At 67.1% G+C, this 15,448-nt stretch carries 14 protein-coding genes and 1 tRNA gene; 4 read left to right on the top strand and 11 right to left on the bottom strand.

All coding sequences use genetic code 11. The features are described from left to right. Nucleotides 1-24: 24 nt before the first annotated feature. Complete coding sequence (locus HLH27_RS14790; RefSeq protein ID WP_338029924.1) at nt 25-1,368, top strand: amino acid permease; 1,344 nt, start codon at nt 25-27, stop codon at nt 1,366-1,368. A gap of 136 nt (nt 1,369-1,504) precedes the next feature. On the opposite strand, the gene HLH27_RS14785 is transcribed toward HLH27_RS14790, so the two are convergent. The 5 genes from HLH27_RS14785 to aroE all read right to left on the bottom strand — a co-directional run bounded on the left by HLH27_RS14785 (nt 1,505) and on the right by aroE (nt 7,629). Continuing rightward, nucleotides 1,505-3,700, bottom strand: a complete 2,196-nt coding sequence (locus tag HLH27_RS14785) for a pyrroloquinoline quinone-dependent dehydrogenase (RefSeq protein WP_182950809.1) — start codon at nt 3,698-3,700, stop codon at nt 1,505-1,507. Beyond that, complete coding sequence (locus HLH27_RS14780) at nt 3,700-4,083, bottom strand: glycerol dehydrogenase (RefSeq protein ID WP_182950808.1); 384 nt, start codon at nt 4,081-4,083, stop codon at nt 3,700-3,702. The genes HLH27_RS14785 and HLH27_RS14780 overlap by 1 nt, the downstream gene beginning before the upstream one ends. Nucleotides 4,084-4,453: 370 nt before the next feature. After that, nucleotides 4,454-5,047 (bottom strand): DedA family protein, encoded by a 594-nt coding sequence (locus HLH27_RS14775; protein WP_338029923.1) that lies wholly within the window; start codon nt 5,045-5,047, stop codon nt 4,454-4,456. A 206-nt stretch (nt 5,048-5,253) separates the two neighbouring features. Next, nucleotides 5,254-6,729 carry a sugar porter family MFS transporter gene (locus HLH27_RS14770; RefSeq protein WP_182950807.1) on the bottom strand — a complete coding sequence of 492 codons (1,476 nt, stop codon included), beginning with the start codon at nt 6,727-6,729 and terminating at the stop codon, nt 5,254-5,256. A 42-nt stretch (nt 6,730-6,771) separates the two neighbouring features. Continuing rightward, nucleotides 6,772-7,629: a shikimate dehydrogenase gene (gene aroE / locus HLH27_RS14765; protein WP_182950806.1), complete on the bottom strand. Its 858-nt coding sequence runs from the start codon at nt 7,627-7,629 to the stop codon at nt 6,772-6,774. A gap of 206 nt (nt 7,630-7,835) precedes the next feature. Between aroE and HLH27_RS14760 the strand changes: the two genes are divergently transcribed. Both HLH27_RS14760 and HLH27_RS17300 read left to right on the top strand, forming a co-directional pair. Beyond that, nucleotides 7,836-8,993 carry an L-dopachrome tautomerase-related protein gene (locus HLH27_RS14760; RefSeq protein ID WP_182950805.1) on the top strand — a complete coding sequence of 386 codons (1,158 nt, stop codon included), beginning with the start codon at nt 7,836-7,838 and terminating at the stop codon, nt 8,991-8,993. 117 nt (nt 8,994-9,110) lie between these two features. Beyond that, a complete protein-coding gene (locus tag HLH27_RS17300) occupies nt 9,111-10,490 on the top strand; it encodes a methyl-accepting chemotaxis protein (protein ID WP_182950804.1) in 1,380 nt (459 codons plus the stop codon). A 69-nt stretch (nt 10,491-10,559) separates the two neighbouring features. On the opposite strand, the gene HLH27_RS14750 is transcribed toward HLH27_RS17300, so the two are convergent. From HLH27_RS14750 to HLH27_RS14725, 6 genes are all read right to left on the bottom strand, one after another. Further along, nucleotides 10,560-10,645 (bottom strand) — tRNA-Leu (locus tag HLH27_RS14750). A gap of 63 nt (nt 10,646-10,708) precedes the next feature. Continuing rightward, nucleotides 10,709-11,431: a M48 family metallopeptidase gene (locus HLH27_RS14745; RefSeq protein ID WP_182950803.1), complete on the bottom strand. Its 723-nt coding sequence runs from the start codon at nt 11,429-11,431 to the stop codon at nt 10,709-10,711. Further along, entirely contained in the window at nt 11,428-11,910 is a 483-nt protein-coding gene (locus tag HLH27_RS14740) for a YcgN family cysteine cluster protein (RefSeq protein WP_182950802.1), read from the bottom strand. Before HLH27_RS14740 ends, HLH27_RS14745 begins: the two co-directional genes overlap by 4 nt. Before the next feature lie 48 nt (nt 11,911-11,958). Then, the gene (locus tag HLH27_RS14735) at nt 11,959-12,405 is read right to left on the bottom strand and encodes a hypothetical protein (RefSeq protein ID WP_182950801.1); all 447 of its coding nucleotides are present in this window, start codon (nt 12,403-12,405) and stop codon (nt 11,959-11,961) included. Further along, nucleotides 12,402-13,433: an extracellular solute-binding protein gene (locus HLH27_RS14730; RefSeq protein ID WP_338029922.1), complete on the bottom strand. Its 1,032-nt coding sequence runs from the start codon at nt 13,431-13,433 to the stop codon at nt 12,402-12,404. Before HLH27_RS14730 ends, HLH27_RS14735 begins: the two co-directional genes overlap by 4 nt. A 1-nt stretch (nt 13,434) precedes the next feature. Further along, nucleotides 13,435-14,499: an ABC transporter ATP-binding protein gene (locus tag HLH27_RS14725; protein WP_338029921.1), complete on the bottom strand. Its 1,065-nt coding sequence runs from the start codon at nt 14,497-14,499 to the stop codon at nt 13,435-13,437. 402 nt (nt 14,500-14,901) lie between these two features. On the opposite strand from HLH27_RS14725, the gene HLH27_RS14720 reads away from it, so the two are divergent. Continuing rightward, complete coding sequence (locus HLH27_RS14720; RefSeq protein WP_182950798.1) at nt 14,902-15,342, top strand: hypothetical protein; 441 nt, start codon at nt 14,902-14,904, stop codon at nt 15,340-15,342. The last annotated feature ends 106 nt before the right edge of the window (nt 15,343-15,448 follow it).

Here is a 15,448-nt window from a genome sequence, read left to right as displayed (position 1 = left end):
CGGACCAACGGAAAAGGACAAGACGTGGCGCCAGGCAGCACCCAACCCATCCCGGCGGCCCCTCCGGCGGCATCCTCGCTGCGCATTCGCCACATCACCATGATCTCGCTCGGCGGCGTCATGGGGGCCGGATTCTTCATCGGCTCGTCGGGCGCCATCGCCATGGCCGGGCCGGCGGTGCTGCTGTCCTACGCCGTCGCCGGCATCCTGATCTTCTTCGTCAACCTGATCCTGTGCGACCTGCTGGGCCGCACCCCGCGCGGCTCCTTCGTCAGCCAGGTCGGCCATATCCTCGGCCCACGCTACGGCTTCGTCATGGGCTGGACCTACCTGCTGGTCTGGATCACCACGCTGGCGGCGGAAATCATGGCCGCCGCCTCGCTCATCGCCCCGCTGGTGCCGCTGCCCTACTGGCTGCTGGAACTGCTGGTGCTGGGCAGCATGACGGCGCTCAACCTCGCCTCGGTGCGCGGATATGGCGAAACCGAATATTGCCTGTCCTTCACCAAGGTCGCCGCGGTGGTCATCTTCATCGCCATCGGGGCCATCGCCCTGGCCACCGGCCACCATGTCCCCCGCGCCGCATTCGCGGCCGGCGGCCTGTTCCCGCATGGCGGCGTGGCCATCCTCAGCGCCGTGCCCATCGTCGTCTTCTCGATGGCGGGCACCGAAATCGGCACCATCGCGGCCCTCGATTCCGACCGGCCGGAAAAAAATATCGCCCGCCTCGCCCGCACCATCGCCATCCGCCTGCTGGGCTTCTACCTGACCTCAGTCGCGGTCATCCTGTGCCTGCTGCCCTGGCGCGCCCTCACCCCCGGCCACTCGCCCTTCCTGGCGGTGCTGGACGCCCTGCACATCCCCTTCGCCAACATGATGATGACCGTGGTCATCCTCGCGGCCGTCCTCTCCACCCTCAATTCCGGCCTCTACGCCTCGTCGCGCATCCTGCGCGACGTCGCCCTGGCCGGAAACGCCCCCGCCGCCCTGCGGGCCACCGACAGCGCAAGCGCCATCCCCCACCGGGCCGTTCTCGGCATCGCCGCCGCCAGCGCCGCCGTCGCGGCCTCGGCCATCCTGTCGCCGACGGTGGTGTTCGCATTCCTCATCAGCGTCGTCGGCGTGTTCATCATCGCGGGCAACATGATGATCGTCCTCGCCCGGTTGTACCTGGTGCGCGAGGGGCGCCGCGCGGCGCTCCTCACCCTCGCGGGCCTCGGCGCGGTCCTCGCCGCGATGGCGGTCGATCCGCATGCCCGCCACGAGCTTGCCCTCGGACTGGTTGCGATCGGCGGTATTTTTGTTCTGGAACGTGTGGTCAGGCGTCGGGCTCTGCCCGAACCCGCAAGGGGCCAGTCGGCCCCTTGACCCCATTCGTCAGGGGACTGCCTCACAGGCCCCGCCACCGGTTCCTGTAAAACAGCCCCTCAAAACAAGCGGTTTCCAAAGGCACCGCCTTTGGCGGGGTGCGGGGCAGAGCCCCGCGAAAACACCCCCTACAGTCTCACTTCCCGTCAGGCAGCGCGTAAACCACCAGCGCATCGCTGACCGGCGTCATCATGAAATGATGCCCGCCCGCCATGATGGCGACATACTGCTTGCCCTTGTACTCGTAGGTCATGGGCGTCGCCTGCCCACCACCCGGCAACACGTCGTTCCACACTTCCTTGCCGCTCTTGGCATCGAATGCATGCAGCATGTTGTCGGTCGTGGCGGCGACGAACACCACGCCACCGGCCGTCACCACCGGCCCGCCATTATTGGGCGTCCCGATCGTCAGCGGCAGGTAGGTGGGCACACCCCAGGGTCCGTTGGCCCGGGCACTGCCCAGCGGATGCTGCCACAGCACCTTGCGGGTGTGCATGTCGATCGCCGTGATCATGCCGTAGGGCGGCTTGTTGCACATCATGTGCGTGTACTGGTTCCAGAAGGGCGAAACCACAATGCCATAGGGCGTATCCGCCATGGCGCCGTTGCCCTCGGCCCCGCCGCCGCCGGGCTTGAAGTTCGGATCGTCCAGCGGCATCAGGCCCAGCGCATCGGCCTTCTTGCGCGTGACCAGCTGGTCGTACATCGGCGTCACGTTCCAGTTGGCGATCAGCACGCCCGTCCGGGGGTCGTACGCCATGCTGCCCCAGTCGCTGCCGCCGTTATAGCCGGGATATTCGATCCACGGCCGTTCCACGCTGGGGGCGGTGAATTCGCCCTCATATTTGGCCCGGCGGAATTTCAGGCGGCAGAAAAGCTGGTCGATGGGCGACATGCCCCACATGTCGCTTTCCTTCAGGTCCGGCAGACCCAGGCGCGGCATCCCGACCGACCATGGCTGGGTGGGCGAGCGCGGATCGCCCTTCACGTCGGTATCCAGCGGCGCCGGGCGTTCCTCGACCGGCAGCAGCGGCTTGCCGTCGCGGCGATCCAGCACAAAGGTCTGGCCACGCTTCGTCGGCACCACCAGCGCCGGAACCGGGCCGTCCTGGCCGGGGAAGTCGATCATGGTCGGCTGCGAGCCGATATCGTAGTCCCAGACATCCTTGTGCACGGTCTGGAACACCCAGCGCGGCGAACCGGTCTTCACGTCCAGCGCCACGATCGCCGACGAAACCTTGTTCTCCTCCGGCGAACGCATGGCCGAGTAATAATCGGCCGCCGAATTGCCGGTGGGCACATAGACCAGCCCAAGCCCGTTATCGCCCGTCATGGTCGCCCAAGAATTCGGCGTGCCCCGGCTGTAATGCTGGCCTTCGGCAGGCTCCCCATGCTGGTCCGGACGATTGACGTCCCACGCCCACAAAAACTTGCCCGTCTCGGCATCGTAGCCGCGGATCAGGCCCGAAGGCGCCCAGCGGCGCTGGCCATCCAGCACTTCATGATTCACTACGATCGCACCATTCACGATCGGCGGCGGCGCGGTCATGGAGACGAAGCCCGGAACGGACTCGCCCATGCCCTTCATCAGGTTCACCTGGCCGTGATAGCCAAAGCCCTCGCACAATTTGCCCGTATCGGCATCGACCTCGATCAGCCGCATGTCCAGCGTGCCTTCGAGGATACGATTATGGCAGGGCTGTCCCTCCGGCACGCTCGAGGACGTATAATACACCACCCCCTTGCAGGCCGCCGTATAGGGAATGCTGGCATATTTCACCCCGGCATCGTGCCGCCAGACTTCCTTGCCGGTCGCCGGGTCCAGCTTCACGATGTCGTTCATGGCCGAACACATGTACAGCCCGTCACCCACCTTGATGGGCGTGGTCTCGGCGGCCCATTTGTTCACCTGCCCCGGCGCCGGCTTGCTGCCGGTATGGTAGACGAAGGCGCGCGAAAGCCGCCCCACATTCTCCGGCGTGATCTGCTCCAGCGGCGAAAAGCGCGTGGCATCGGTATCCCGCCCATAGGCCGGCCAGTCGTCGTGCGCCGGATGGCTGCTGACCTGCTCGACGGCCGGCGTCGCCTCGCTGGGCTCGGCGGGCGGCCCATCGGGAATATTCGCGGCATTCACACCCGGCGCCTGCGGCGCGAAAGGCGAAGGGCCGGCAAACCGGTTGTCGGACGGCTTGCCCGGCGCATCCGCATCCCCCGGACCGGGAGGCGCTTCCTTGTAGGCGCTCTGTGCATGGGCCGGCACGCTGCCCGCCACGGCGGACAGAAGCACAAGGCCGCACAGCGCCGTGGCGGCAGAAAGATCTGTCCTGGACATCACGCAATTCCCTTCTGTGCCAACGATGTTTTCTGGATACGGCGCAGAACGGGAATGGTGAACACCACCAGAACGGCAATCAGCGTCGGGCCCAGCAGGCGCGGCAGCAGCCCCCAGCCGTCGAACCCGACTTCCCACAGGGCCCAGGGCCAGGTCAGCAGCCATGCCAGCAGATACAGCAGCGCCCCGGCCACCGATCCCATCAGCATCAGCACGCCGCCGGCAATAATGGCCGCCCCGGCCACGACATAGTAAAGCGACCCGCCGAGCAGGGCCAGCTCGGCCCCCATGATCAGCAGGGGAAGCCCGAGAACGATGAGCAGAAACGCAACCGCGCACGTCGCCCATTCCGAGGCCCTTCGAGGCCTGTACAAACCTGCCATCCAACAATGCTCCAAACAAAACACAACGCCAACGTTTTGTGGACCATCAGGTTCATCCGGAAAAGAACAGATGACGACATGGCCCTTCAAGATAAAGTGCGATCACCACCACACAATACTCGCAACCGGCAGGAGGGACCACCGAAAGAGATCGACTTTCGCGGCCGGAAGAATTTCTGTGCTTCTGCTCTATTCCTGTATTTTTCGGAACGGACGGCGCGGAATGGTCTTCGTTCTTTTTTGAAAAAAAGAACCAAAAAACTCTAATTCGTTCAGGGCCTCGCGTACCCCGGCACAAAACTCCCGAGCCGATCAAAAGTCTTTTTGCTTCTTTTTCTTCAGAAAAAGAAGACCCTTCCTCACGACCGGCTCACGTCCCCGGATAAGCCGAAAGTGCAGCAGCTTCCTTCATCGCCTGCTGGGTCAGCCTCTTCTCGTTCTTCCGCAGGAAGATACCCGAGCCGACCAGCCCGACGATCGTCACGATGCCGATGGCAATGCCCGTGGGGCCGGAAACCTGCGAAATCTTGCGCCCGAGCATATAGGTGCCCAGCGCATAGCCGCCCGCCCAGCACGTGCCCCCCAGGCTGTTGAACAGCATGAAGCGCCGCCAGCGCATGTTGCAGGCCCCCGCCAGCAGTGCCACGAATACGCGCAGAAGCGAGACGAAGCGCCCAAGGAAGACGATGGCGCTGCCATGATGGCTGAACAGGTACCGCCCCAGGATCAGCCGTTCCCGGGTCAGGCCGATGCGCGCGCCGTATTTCTCCAGCAGCGGCAGCCCGAAATGCCGCCCGATCATATAGCCGCAATTGTCGCCGATAATGGCCCCGGCGATGGCGGCCAGCGCCACGCCCTGAATGGCCAGATGGTGCGTCTTGAGGCAGTAGAGCGACGCCGTGATGATGCAGGTCTCGGCCGGGATGGGGATCCCCATGCTCTCCAGCAGAACGGCCAGGGTCACGATACCGTAACCATAATGATGCAGCAGGCTGTCCAGGTGCTGAAGCAGGGGGGCTTTCCTTGTGCTGACCGACCAGCATGGTTGATGGCGGCAAAACACCCCCGGGGGGAAGAGAAATTAGCGCATGACAGCCCTTCCCCGGCGGTCGCCACCCGGCAGCGTGCCGAAAACGGCACCCCGCCGCAAGCATCCGCCGCCGGGCGGCGTCACCGCCCGGCGGGCCGGAACGTACCGGCGCGCAGCGATCCCTCGATCTCCTCCAGCGTCGTCCCCACCGTCTCCGGCACGTATTTCCAGACGAACAGGAAGGACAGGACGTTGATCGCCCCGAACAGCCAGAAGGTCCCCGTCGTCCCCAGCGCCTGGACCAGCGACAGGGTGACGAGCGAGACGATCGTATCGGCCAGCCACACGGTCGCACTGGCCAGCCCCATCGCCTTGCTGCGGATGGCCAGCGGAAAGACTTCCGCCGCCACCAGCCAGACGGCGACGGAAAGCGAGCCGAAATTGAAGAAGATATACCCCAGCAGGGACACGACCATCAGCACCATGCGCACACCCCCCAACGGCGCGGGGTCGAGGAACACGGCACCGAGCACGAACAGCGACAGGGCGGCAAAGGGCAGCATCACCAGCATCATGCGCCGCCGCCCGACCCGGTCGATCAGCGCGATGCCCATCGCGGTGGTGACGGTCGACGTCACCCCGACCGAGACCGAGGTCAGAAGGGCGGCGGAATGGGCCAGCCCCGTCTGCGAGAGGATGATCGGGGCATAATAGACGATCACATTCGGCCCCGAGAGCTGCGAAAGCGCGGCAATCCCCAGGGCTGCGACCAGCGCCGGCCGAACCCAGCGGCGGCGCAGGTCCGCCCATCCCGCCTGCGGGGCGTCCGCATCGCCGGCGGCCAGCACATCGTTCAGCTCGCGGCGCACATGCCGGTGGTGGCCGCGCAGCCGGTACAGGATCGAAACCGCGCGCCGCTCCTGTTGGTGGTGCAGAAGCCAGCGCGGGCTCTCGGGCAGAAACACCATGCCCAGCGCCAGAAGCAGCGCCGGGATCACCCCCAGCATGAACATCGGCCGCCAGCATTCGGCCGTCCCCGACAGCAGATAGCCGACGAAGAACGACAGCAGCAGCCCCAGCGAAAAGACAAGCTGGAACAGCGACACCAGCCCCCCGCGCCGCTCGGCCGGCGCCAGTTCGGCGACATAGACCGGAACGATCTGCGTCGTGGCGCCGATCGCCACGCCAAGCCACAGCCGGGCGAAAATCAGCACGCCCACGCCCGGCGCCAGGCCGCACCCCACCGACGCCACGACGAAGATGGCCGCCGCGACCATGATGGCGGGGCGCCGCCCCCACCGGTCCGATATCGGCCCGCTCAGCACGGCACCGAATATCGCCCCGATATTCAGCGCCGCCGCAATCCATTCCTGCCCCGCCGTCGAAAGCGCGAAACTCTGCGTGATGAAGATCAGGGCCGAGGCGATGATCCCGGTATCGTACCCGAACAACAGCCCGCCGACGGCCGCCACGGCGGCGGCAACCGAGACATAGCGTCGCGCCGGCCCCGTGCGGTCGCCCAGCCGCTCGATGGCCGGCATGACCGAGAAAGCCCGCCGGTGCCGTTCGTCCCGCCGCGTGTCGTGCGCGATGTCGGCCGTGCTGGAGCGTGCCATGGGCTGGGTCCTTCCGCGGTCGCGGCGCTGCCGCCGTTCACATCAGTCGGCGGCGCCGAAAATGTCCTGGAGCGCGCGTTTCATCACGGCGGCATCGAGCGTTTTCCCCAGCCACAGTTCGACGCCGATCACCCCCTGGTTCACAAGCATGCCAAGCCCGTCCAGCGGCGTGCAGCCGCGCGCCTTCGCCTCGCGCAGCAGGTGCGTCCTGGGCGGGTTCGGAATCACGTCGGCGACGATGTGCCCTTTCTTCAGGCTGTCCAGCGCAATCTCCGGTATCGCGTCCTTGTCGCCCAGCCCGACGGAGGTGGCGTTGATGACGATATCGACATCCCCGGGCACCTCCACCGCGCCCTTCCACGGAATGGCCGTCGCATCGCTTTTGGTATTGTCGCGCACCAGCGCCGCGATGATCTCGCCTTTCGCCGGGTCGCGATTGGCAACCGTGATATGCGCGGTGCCGGCAAGCCCCAGCTCCACGGCAATCGCGCGCGCGGCACCCCCCGCACCCAGCAGCAGGACCCGCTTGCCGCGCGGGTCCGTCACCCCCTTCAGCGAGGCCAGGAACCCCTTGCCGTCCGTATTGTCGCCGGTCAGCCGGCCATCGCGGATCGTCACGCAATTGACCGCGCCGATAATCTTCGCGGCGTCCGACAGCGCATCCAGATACTCGATCACCGCGACCTTGTGCGGCAGCGAGCAGTTGAACCCCACCCACTCCATCGCCTTCGCGCCCCGCACGGCATCGGCCAGATTGTCGGGCTTCACATCGCAGTTGATATAGCGCGCGTCGATCTCGTGATGGCGATACGCCGCCTCGATCATCGCCACGGTGGGATTGTCGGCGCAGGGCGTGGAAAAAGATCCGGTCAGGATACTCAAGAAGATTCTGTCACTCATGCGGCGCTCCGAAAACAGAGGTTACGATCATGTTGCATAGCTATGCACAAGCGACATCGGCATGTCCAAGGTTGAGAAATGACACAAAGTTAAAGCTGCGCCCGCCGGCCTCCGCGTTCGATCAATTGTGCGTCAATCACGTTTTTCCGAAACCACGACGGTCGCGCACACAGGGCGCCGATGATACAGGCGGGGAAAGAACCGCGATGCGTGCCGGAGGCAGGATGCGACAGAATGGCAGGAAGACCGGCGCGGCATTCGCGCTCTGCGCGGTCCTGGCGGCCGCCCCGTGGGGCGCACGCGCCGCCGACAGCACCGATCACGGCGCGACCCCCACGGGCAACGTCACCGTCGCGGCGCGCTTTGCCGACATGCAGCCATCGGGCATCGTCGCCCTGCCCGATGGCACCGTGATCCTGGGCTTTCCGCGCAGCGCGCAGGACCATGCGGGGCCGCGGCTCGCCCGCCTGACGACGCACCCCGACGGCCGTCCGGACCTCACGCCCTACCCCGATGCCGCGACACAGGACCGGCTGGTCTCCCCACTGGGCATGACGCTGGATACGCGCGGGCGGATCTGGATCGTCGACGAGGGCACGGTGGCCGGCACCCCCGGCCCGGCAAAGCCGGCCCTGGTCATGATCGACCCCACCCCCGGCGGGGCGGGGGTCAGGATCGTGCCGCTGCACGCCCCGGCCATCCGCCCGGACAGCCACGTCAACGACCTGCGGATCGACCTCACGCACGGCCGCGCGGGCCTGGCCTTCATCACCGACACGTCCACGGCCGACCACCCGGCGCTCATCGTCGTCGACCTGGCCACCGGGGCCGCATGGCGCATCCTCGATGGCGACATCTCCACCCGCCCGACCCCGGGCTTCGCGATGATGGTCGACGGCCAGATGCAGCGTTTCGACCTGGCCCACCCCGCCATGGGCCAGGGCGGCGCCGACGGCATCGCCATCAGCCCCGACAGCGCGGTGCTCTACTGGCAGCCCCTGTCCGGGCGCCGGCTCTACAGCGCCCCCACCGCCATTCTCGGCAACCCCCACGCCACCCCGGCCGCCCTGGCCCGCGCGGTACGTGATGAAGGCGAGACAGGGGTCGTGGACGGCATGGCAACCGCGCCCGACGGCAGCCTCTACCTGACGGACCTGGAGCGCCACGCCATCCTGCACCGCGCGACCGACGGCACGCTGTCCATCGTGGCGCACGATCCGCGCCTGATCTCGCCCGACGGGCTGGCCCTGCACGGCGATACGCTGTGGCTCACGGTCGGCCAATGGTCCCGCCTGCCCGTCTTCCATAACGGCCAGGACCGGCAGGAACGTCCCTGGCTCGTCGCGCAGATCCGGCTGCCCTGAGTCCTTCCGCAAGGCTCATATATTTAAATATCGCATATGATTAATAACAAATATTCGTGAGACACACAGGGCGTTTTATCTAGAATCCCCACCTCCCAAAATACGGAGCGTGACGGCGTGTGGTTTTCGAAAAAACGGAACAGTAAACATTCAGACGACAGAACGGTTCGCCAAATTCTCGCAGAATCGATATTTGAACACACCCTTACCGGCTGCTTCTATTTAAAAGACGGAAAAGTCGCCGACTGCAACAAGGCCATGCTCGACCTGGTGGGCGGAAGCAGGGAACAGGTCATAGGGCTCAGCGTCGAAAAATTTTCCCCCGAATTCCAGCCCGACGGCAGAAATTCGGGCCAGGCGGCGCAGGAAATCGTCGGCAATCTCCTGAAATACCGCGAGCCCATTCAGTTCGACTGGATGCACGTCCGCCTGGACGGCACGATTCTTCCGATTTTCGCAACTATCTTCCTGATCACGATCGAAGGCACCGACCAGATCGCCGTCGTGTGGGAAGACCGCCGCGAACATTTCGCCAATCAGGAAAAGCAGAAAAAGCTCGATGAAGATGTCGAATTCGTCCGGCACTCCTTCAGCGAAGCCCTCGAGGCCATCAAGACCGGCGACCTGGCCGTCAGCCTCGACAAGCCGTTTCCGACCCAGTACGAATCCATCAGGAAGGATTTCAACGACGGCATCCATGGCATCAAGGAAGCCATGAGAAAGATCTCGAACAATAGCGAGATTGTCAGAAACACCTCCGCCGAAGTCTCCATCGCGACCGACGACCTGGCCCGCCGCACCGAAGAACAGGCCGCAGGCCTCGAACAGACGGTGGCCACGGTTTCCTCGATCACGGACAACATGAAAAAGATAGCGGCTGTCACAAAGACCGCGCAGCGCACGGCCACCTCGACCCGGTCGAGCGCCACCATATCGCAGGACGCCATCGCAAAAGCCATCGGCGCCATGGGCCGGATCGAGCAATCCTCGAAGATGATCAATACAATCATCGAGACCATCAACGGAATTTCGTTCCAGACCAACATCCTGGCCCTGAACGCCGCCGTCGAGGCCGCACGCGCGGGCGAGCAGGGCCGCGGCTTCTCCGTCGTCGCAAGCGAAGTCCGGACCCTGGCGCAAAGAGCCGCCGACGAGTCGAAGAACATCCAGGAACTCATTTCCCGGTCGTACGCGGAAATCAACAACGGCGTAAAGTTCGTCAACGACACCGAACGCTGCATCAGGGACATCACAAGCCAGGTCGACGAACTCGGCTCCCTGATCGAGGACGTCTCCACCTCGTCCCAGGAACAGTCCAGCGGATTGAACGAAATCAATTCGGCGATGAACGAGATGGATCTCATCACCCAGAAGAACGCGGCCATGGTCGAGGAAACAACCGCGGCCGTCCACAACCTGGCCCGGGAAGCAACCTCCCTCCGCCAGATCGTCAATCATTTCAGAATAGACGAAACCCGCCCCGCCTTCGCGGCATAACGGACGCACATCCTCCGATCAGAGAAATCCCCTGATCGGAGGGCGCCGCACACCCGCGCAATCCGGTTATGGTGCGAACTGCGGGACTCGAACCCGCACGCCCTTGCGGGCGCAAGATTTTAAGTCTCGTGCGTCTACCATTCCGCCAAGCTCGCCCCGCTCGCCGTCTAGCATACTCGCGCGGTGGGTGAAATCCGGCGCAGGCGGTTTTCGACAGATCACGCGGCGCGCAGCAATGCCGGCCCATGCCGGCGCAGCCACGCCTCGGCCATATGCCGGTGCGGCGTCAGGCGCGCCACCAGCACCCAGAAATCCGGACCATGATTCATGTGCCGCAGATGGGCCAGTTCATGGGCGACCACATAATGCTGCACGTCCACCGGCGCCATCACCAGGCGCCAGTTCAGCATCACCGTGCCGTCCGCGCTGCAACTGCCCCAGCGGCTGCTGGTATCCTTGATCACCAGCCGGCGGGGCCGCAGCCCGGCCGGCCCGGCAATCTGCGCCAGCCGCGCCCCCAGCCGGTGCCCGGCCTCCTGCCGCAGAAAGGTCGCCAGCCGGCGGCGCAGGAACGGCGCCTCACCGCTCACCTTCACCACCCCGTCCTCGATCCACACTCCCCGCCGCCCATCGGGGCAATGGGCGATACCAAGCGGGCACCCATCCAGCACCACCTGCCCACCATCGTGCCACGGCACCGCCGCCGGCAGATGGTCCAGCCGCGACAGCACCCAGACGGCATGGTTGCGCAGCAGTGCCAGCCCGGCCTCGCGCTCCGCCCGCGGCGGCAGGGTAATCACGATCTCGGCCGCCCGCGCATCGATCCGCAGCGACAGCCGCCGCGCCCGGCCCGACCGGCGCCAGCGCACCGGCACGTCCCGCCCCGCCAGCCGCACGGTCTCGGCCTCCGCCGGAACCGGCCCGGACAGGCCGGCAATCATCCCCGGTCGCGCGCCCGTGGCCGACGCGGCCGGGGCATCCTGCCCGGCCAGTCGACGATATGATGCTCCAGCTGGCCCGCGCGCCGTTCGCTGATCGCCCGCCCGCGCACCGAAATCCCGGCCTCGTGCACGGTGTCGGGCGAGCCGGACACCAGCGGATGCCACCATGCCAGATCGCGCCCCTCGGCCAGCAGCCGATAGGCGCAGGAGGGCGGCAGCCAGTCGATCTCCGCCAGCGCCTCGGGCGTCAGCTGCACGCAATCGGGCACCTTGCGCCGGCGGCACGCGTAATCCGAACAGAGGCAGCTTTCCAGGTCCAGCAGCCGGCAGGCGACATCGGTAAACAGGATCTGCTCGGTCACGTCCTCGCGCAGCTTGTGCAGGCAGCAGCGCCCGCAGCCATCGCACAGCGACTCCCATTCCTCGGTCGTCATTTCGTCCAGACGGCGGACCTGCCAGAACGGCTTTGTATCGGTCATGGCGACCGTCTTACTGAATCCGGCGGCCGGAGAGAAGAAAAACGCCGCCTACGCGTCCAGCACGCCCACCATCACCGCCCCCGCCAGCGCCAGCCCCGCCGCGGCCAGCGCCGCCGGCCCCAGCAGCGGCACCCACAGGCCCCGCACCCGCACGGCCCGCCCCGCTCCCAGGCCCGCCGCCGTCCGCGCCAGTCCGGGCGGCAACCGGTCGAGCGCACGCAGCAGCGGCAACAGCACCAGCGGCACCAGGCAGACAGCCTGCGTCACCACCGGCTCCACGCCATCCTCCCGCCAGGGGCCGGACAATGCAACGGCCCCCATCCATCCCGGCAACGCAAGCGCCAGCGCACAGACCCGCGCGCCCGACAGCGCACGCCGCCCGACCGGCCCCGCCCGCAGCAGCAGGCCGAACCCGCAGGCGGCCACGGCCGCCCCCCCTTCCACCAGCAGACTGACCGCCAGCGCCGGCGCCGAAAAAGCCGGCAGTCCGGTCATGGCGCGGCCAGCCAGTCCGCGAAGCGCCTGGACAGATCGGGCAGATGCTCCTGCCAGAAGGACGCATCCATCGGCAGCGGCTGCGCGGCCGATCCGTCGGGGTGCGCGTGATAGAGCCCGGCAAACCGCGCCACCTGCTCGGGCTGGGCCATGAAATGCAGCAGGCTACGCGCGCGATCCAGCGCGGCCCGGTCCAGGTCGGGCGCAACCCCCCAGGACAGGCCCTCATCCAGGCTCTGCTCCCATTGCAGCCCGACATCGCGCTGGCCGGTCCCGGCCGCCGCCACCTCGCCCCCTGCCGCGCTGGTCATCAGCACGCTGCCATTGCCGATGATGCGCGCGGATTCCGCCGGGCTGGTCCACCACACGATATAAGGACGCAACTGGCTGAGCTTGCGGAACGCGCGGGCCACCCCCTCGGGCGTGCCCAGCACGGCATAGACATCGGCCGGCGCCACCCCATCGGCCATCAACGCGATCTCCAGCGTCGAGCGCGGGTCCTTGCGCAGGCCACGCTTGCCGGGATAGCGCACGACGTTCCAGAAATCGCTCCAGTGCGGGGCTACGGGAATGCGCCCGCGATCCCACGCCAGCGCAATCCCCTCGCGCAGCGCCGGCACGCCGCAGGCATCCGCGCTGCCCGGGGCGCCCCCCAGGCGCAGCAGGGTCCCCTGCATGCAGGCGGCGCGCACGGTGCTGTCTTCCATCAGTGCCACGGTCCAGGCATGGCCGGTGCCATGCGCGGTCCGGGGCTGCGGCGTGCCATCCCAGACATAGCGCAGGATGCCGAACCCCTTCTGCGCCGCGAAGGGGCGGAAGAACGCCTTGTCCTGGGCGCTGCCCAGCGCGCCGCCCAGGCTGTTCACCACCAGCGCATGCGCGCGCCAGCCCGCCCGGGCATTCCCGCCGGTCGACACGATCGCCAGCAGCAGCAGCCCGATCAGAAGACGACGGAACGATCGGAGGGTGCGGAACGAGCCGGACAGGGGGATGGACTTTCGCAGGAGGCAGGACAAAGAGCCGGGCACGCTAGCCCATTTCCCCGCGAAACGGAAAGGCCACCGCATGGGCCGGCTGCCACGCCAGCCGCGCGGTCCGTCCGGGCACAAGCCCGGTCAGGTTCTGCGCGGGCGGCCGGCGCACCAGCACCTCCTGCCCGTCCTCCAGGCGAAAACGCAGCCGGATATGGTCACCCATATGGTGCAGCCCCGCCAGCACTGCCGGCAGCGTGTCCTCCCCGTCCTCGTCGGCGGCAGCCCGTCCGGTCGGAAACAGGGTGGCGATCCGGTCGGGCCGGACGCACAGCGTACACAGCATGTCGTCCCCCAGCCCCTCCCCCGCCATGGCCTCGACCCGCGCACCGCTGGCCAGATGGACCGAGGCCAGGTCGTCCTCCACCCACGCGACCCGACCGGTCAGCGCGTTGGCATCGCCAAACCCGGTGGCCACCCGGTCGCAGGCCGGCCGGTCGAACAGTTCGGCCGCACTGCCGGTCTGCAACAGCGCGCGGCCGGACAGGATGCCGATCGTCTCCCCCAGCAGCAGCGCGTCGTCCCGGTCCCCGGTCGCCAGCAGCAACGTCAGCCCCTGCGCCCGGCTCACGCGCGCCAGCAGGCGGCGCATCGCCAGCCGGTCCCCGCGCTCCAGCCCCGCGAACGGGTCGTCCAGCAGCAGGACCGACGGCGCAAACACCAGCAGCCGGCCAAGCCGCGCACGCCATTCATCCTGCGGGGCAAGCGCGCGCGGGCGGTGGCCGGCACATCCATCCAGCCCCAGCAGGGCCAGGACGGCATCCACCCGCGCCGCGATCGCCGGGCGCGCCATGCCCCGCGCCTCCAGCGGAAAGGCCAGGTTCCGCCGCACCGTCAGATGCGCGAACAGCGGGTCCCGCGCACTGAACAGCCCCAGCCCCCGCCCGCCCACCGGCAGCCCGGACACGTCCCGCCCATCGAGCAGGATCTCCCCGGCCACGCACGGCAGATGGCCGGCCAGCGTATCCATCAGGCCCGACAGGTCGGCCGCGCGGTCCCCCAGCAGGGCCAGGCATCCGCCGGGCGCGACCGAAAAGGACAGCGCGGGCGTGCAGGCCCCCACCGGCGCACACACAAATCCGCGAACGTCAAGACGTGGAGAGAGGGGAGCCATGCGAGAAGCGAAACCTGACAGGACGGAACGAAAGCCGTCGAGTGTAGACAACCCCCATGAAAGATACGACCAATCTTGCGGTCCCAGCGCGTAAAATCGCCAGAACCCCCTTCCGGGCAACCGGCCCCGCACCGCCATCGGCACCCAAGCGGACCCGGGGCCGCCCTCCCGGCGGCAGGCCGACCCTCGTTGCCAAGGCGCGCAAACTGGCCGATCATCGCGCCCGATCCACGCTGCCGGGCGCCAGACGCCACCGGCGGCCATCGCCACCCGTGCCGCGATCAGCTATCTGGCCGGGCGGGCATTCCGGCGGAACGCCCGCCAACGAAGCAGAGGGAAGAAGCAAGGACCATGAAGATAGCCGAACTTGGCAAAGCCACTGTCCAGGCGGAACTGACCGTACGCCGCGAGATGGCCATCCGCATAGGCAGGCAGGTGGCGTTCCTGGTCGTCGCCGGCGTGTTCGGCCTGCTGGCGATCCTGTCGGGGCACGCGCTGCTGTGGGCCTTCGCCTACCAGACGCTGGGGTTCAGCGTGCTCGGCGCGGCCATCCTGGTCTTCGCGGTAGACGCCGTCATGGCGCTGCTCTTCCTGCTGCTCGGCCGCCGCTCGATCATGACCGCCACCGAAATCCGCGCCCGCTTCGCCCGCGAACATGCGCTGAACGAACTGCGCCAGGCCATGGCCATCACGGCGGTCACGGGCGCGATCGCCGGCCCGGTCGGCCGCCAGGCCCTGCGTGCGCTGATGCACATCGTCCGCACGCTCTTCGGCCGCAAGGGCGGCATCTGACACCCGCCTGGGCGGGAGAGACGCCAAAGCCGGTTGGGGACCATGCTGAAATTGCATTGGCCCCCGCCCCCCATTTCTGGAAACGTGTTCCCTCGTCACAAAATCA

It is taken from the genome of Gluconacetobacter takamatsuzukensis (assembly GCF_014174275.1).
Classification (GTDB): Bacteria; Pseudomonadota; Alphaproteobacteria; order Acetobacterales; family Acetobacteraceae; genus Gluconacetobacter; species Gluconacetobacter takamatsuzukensis.
Note: the sequence above shows the minus strand (reverse complement) of the source record. Positions and strands in the feature narration are given on the sequence as shown.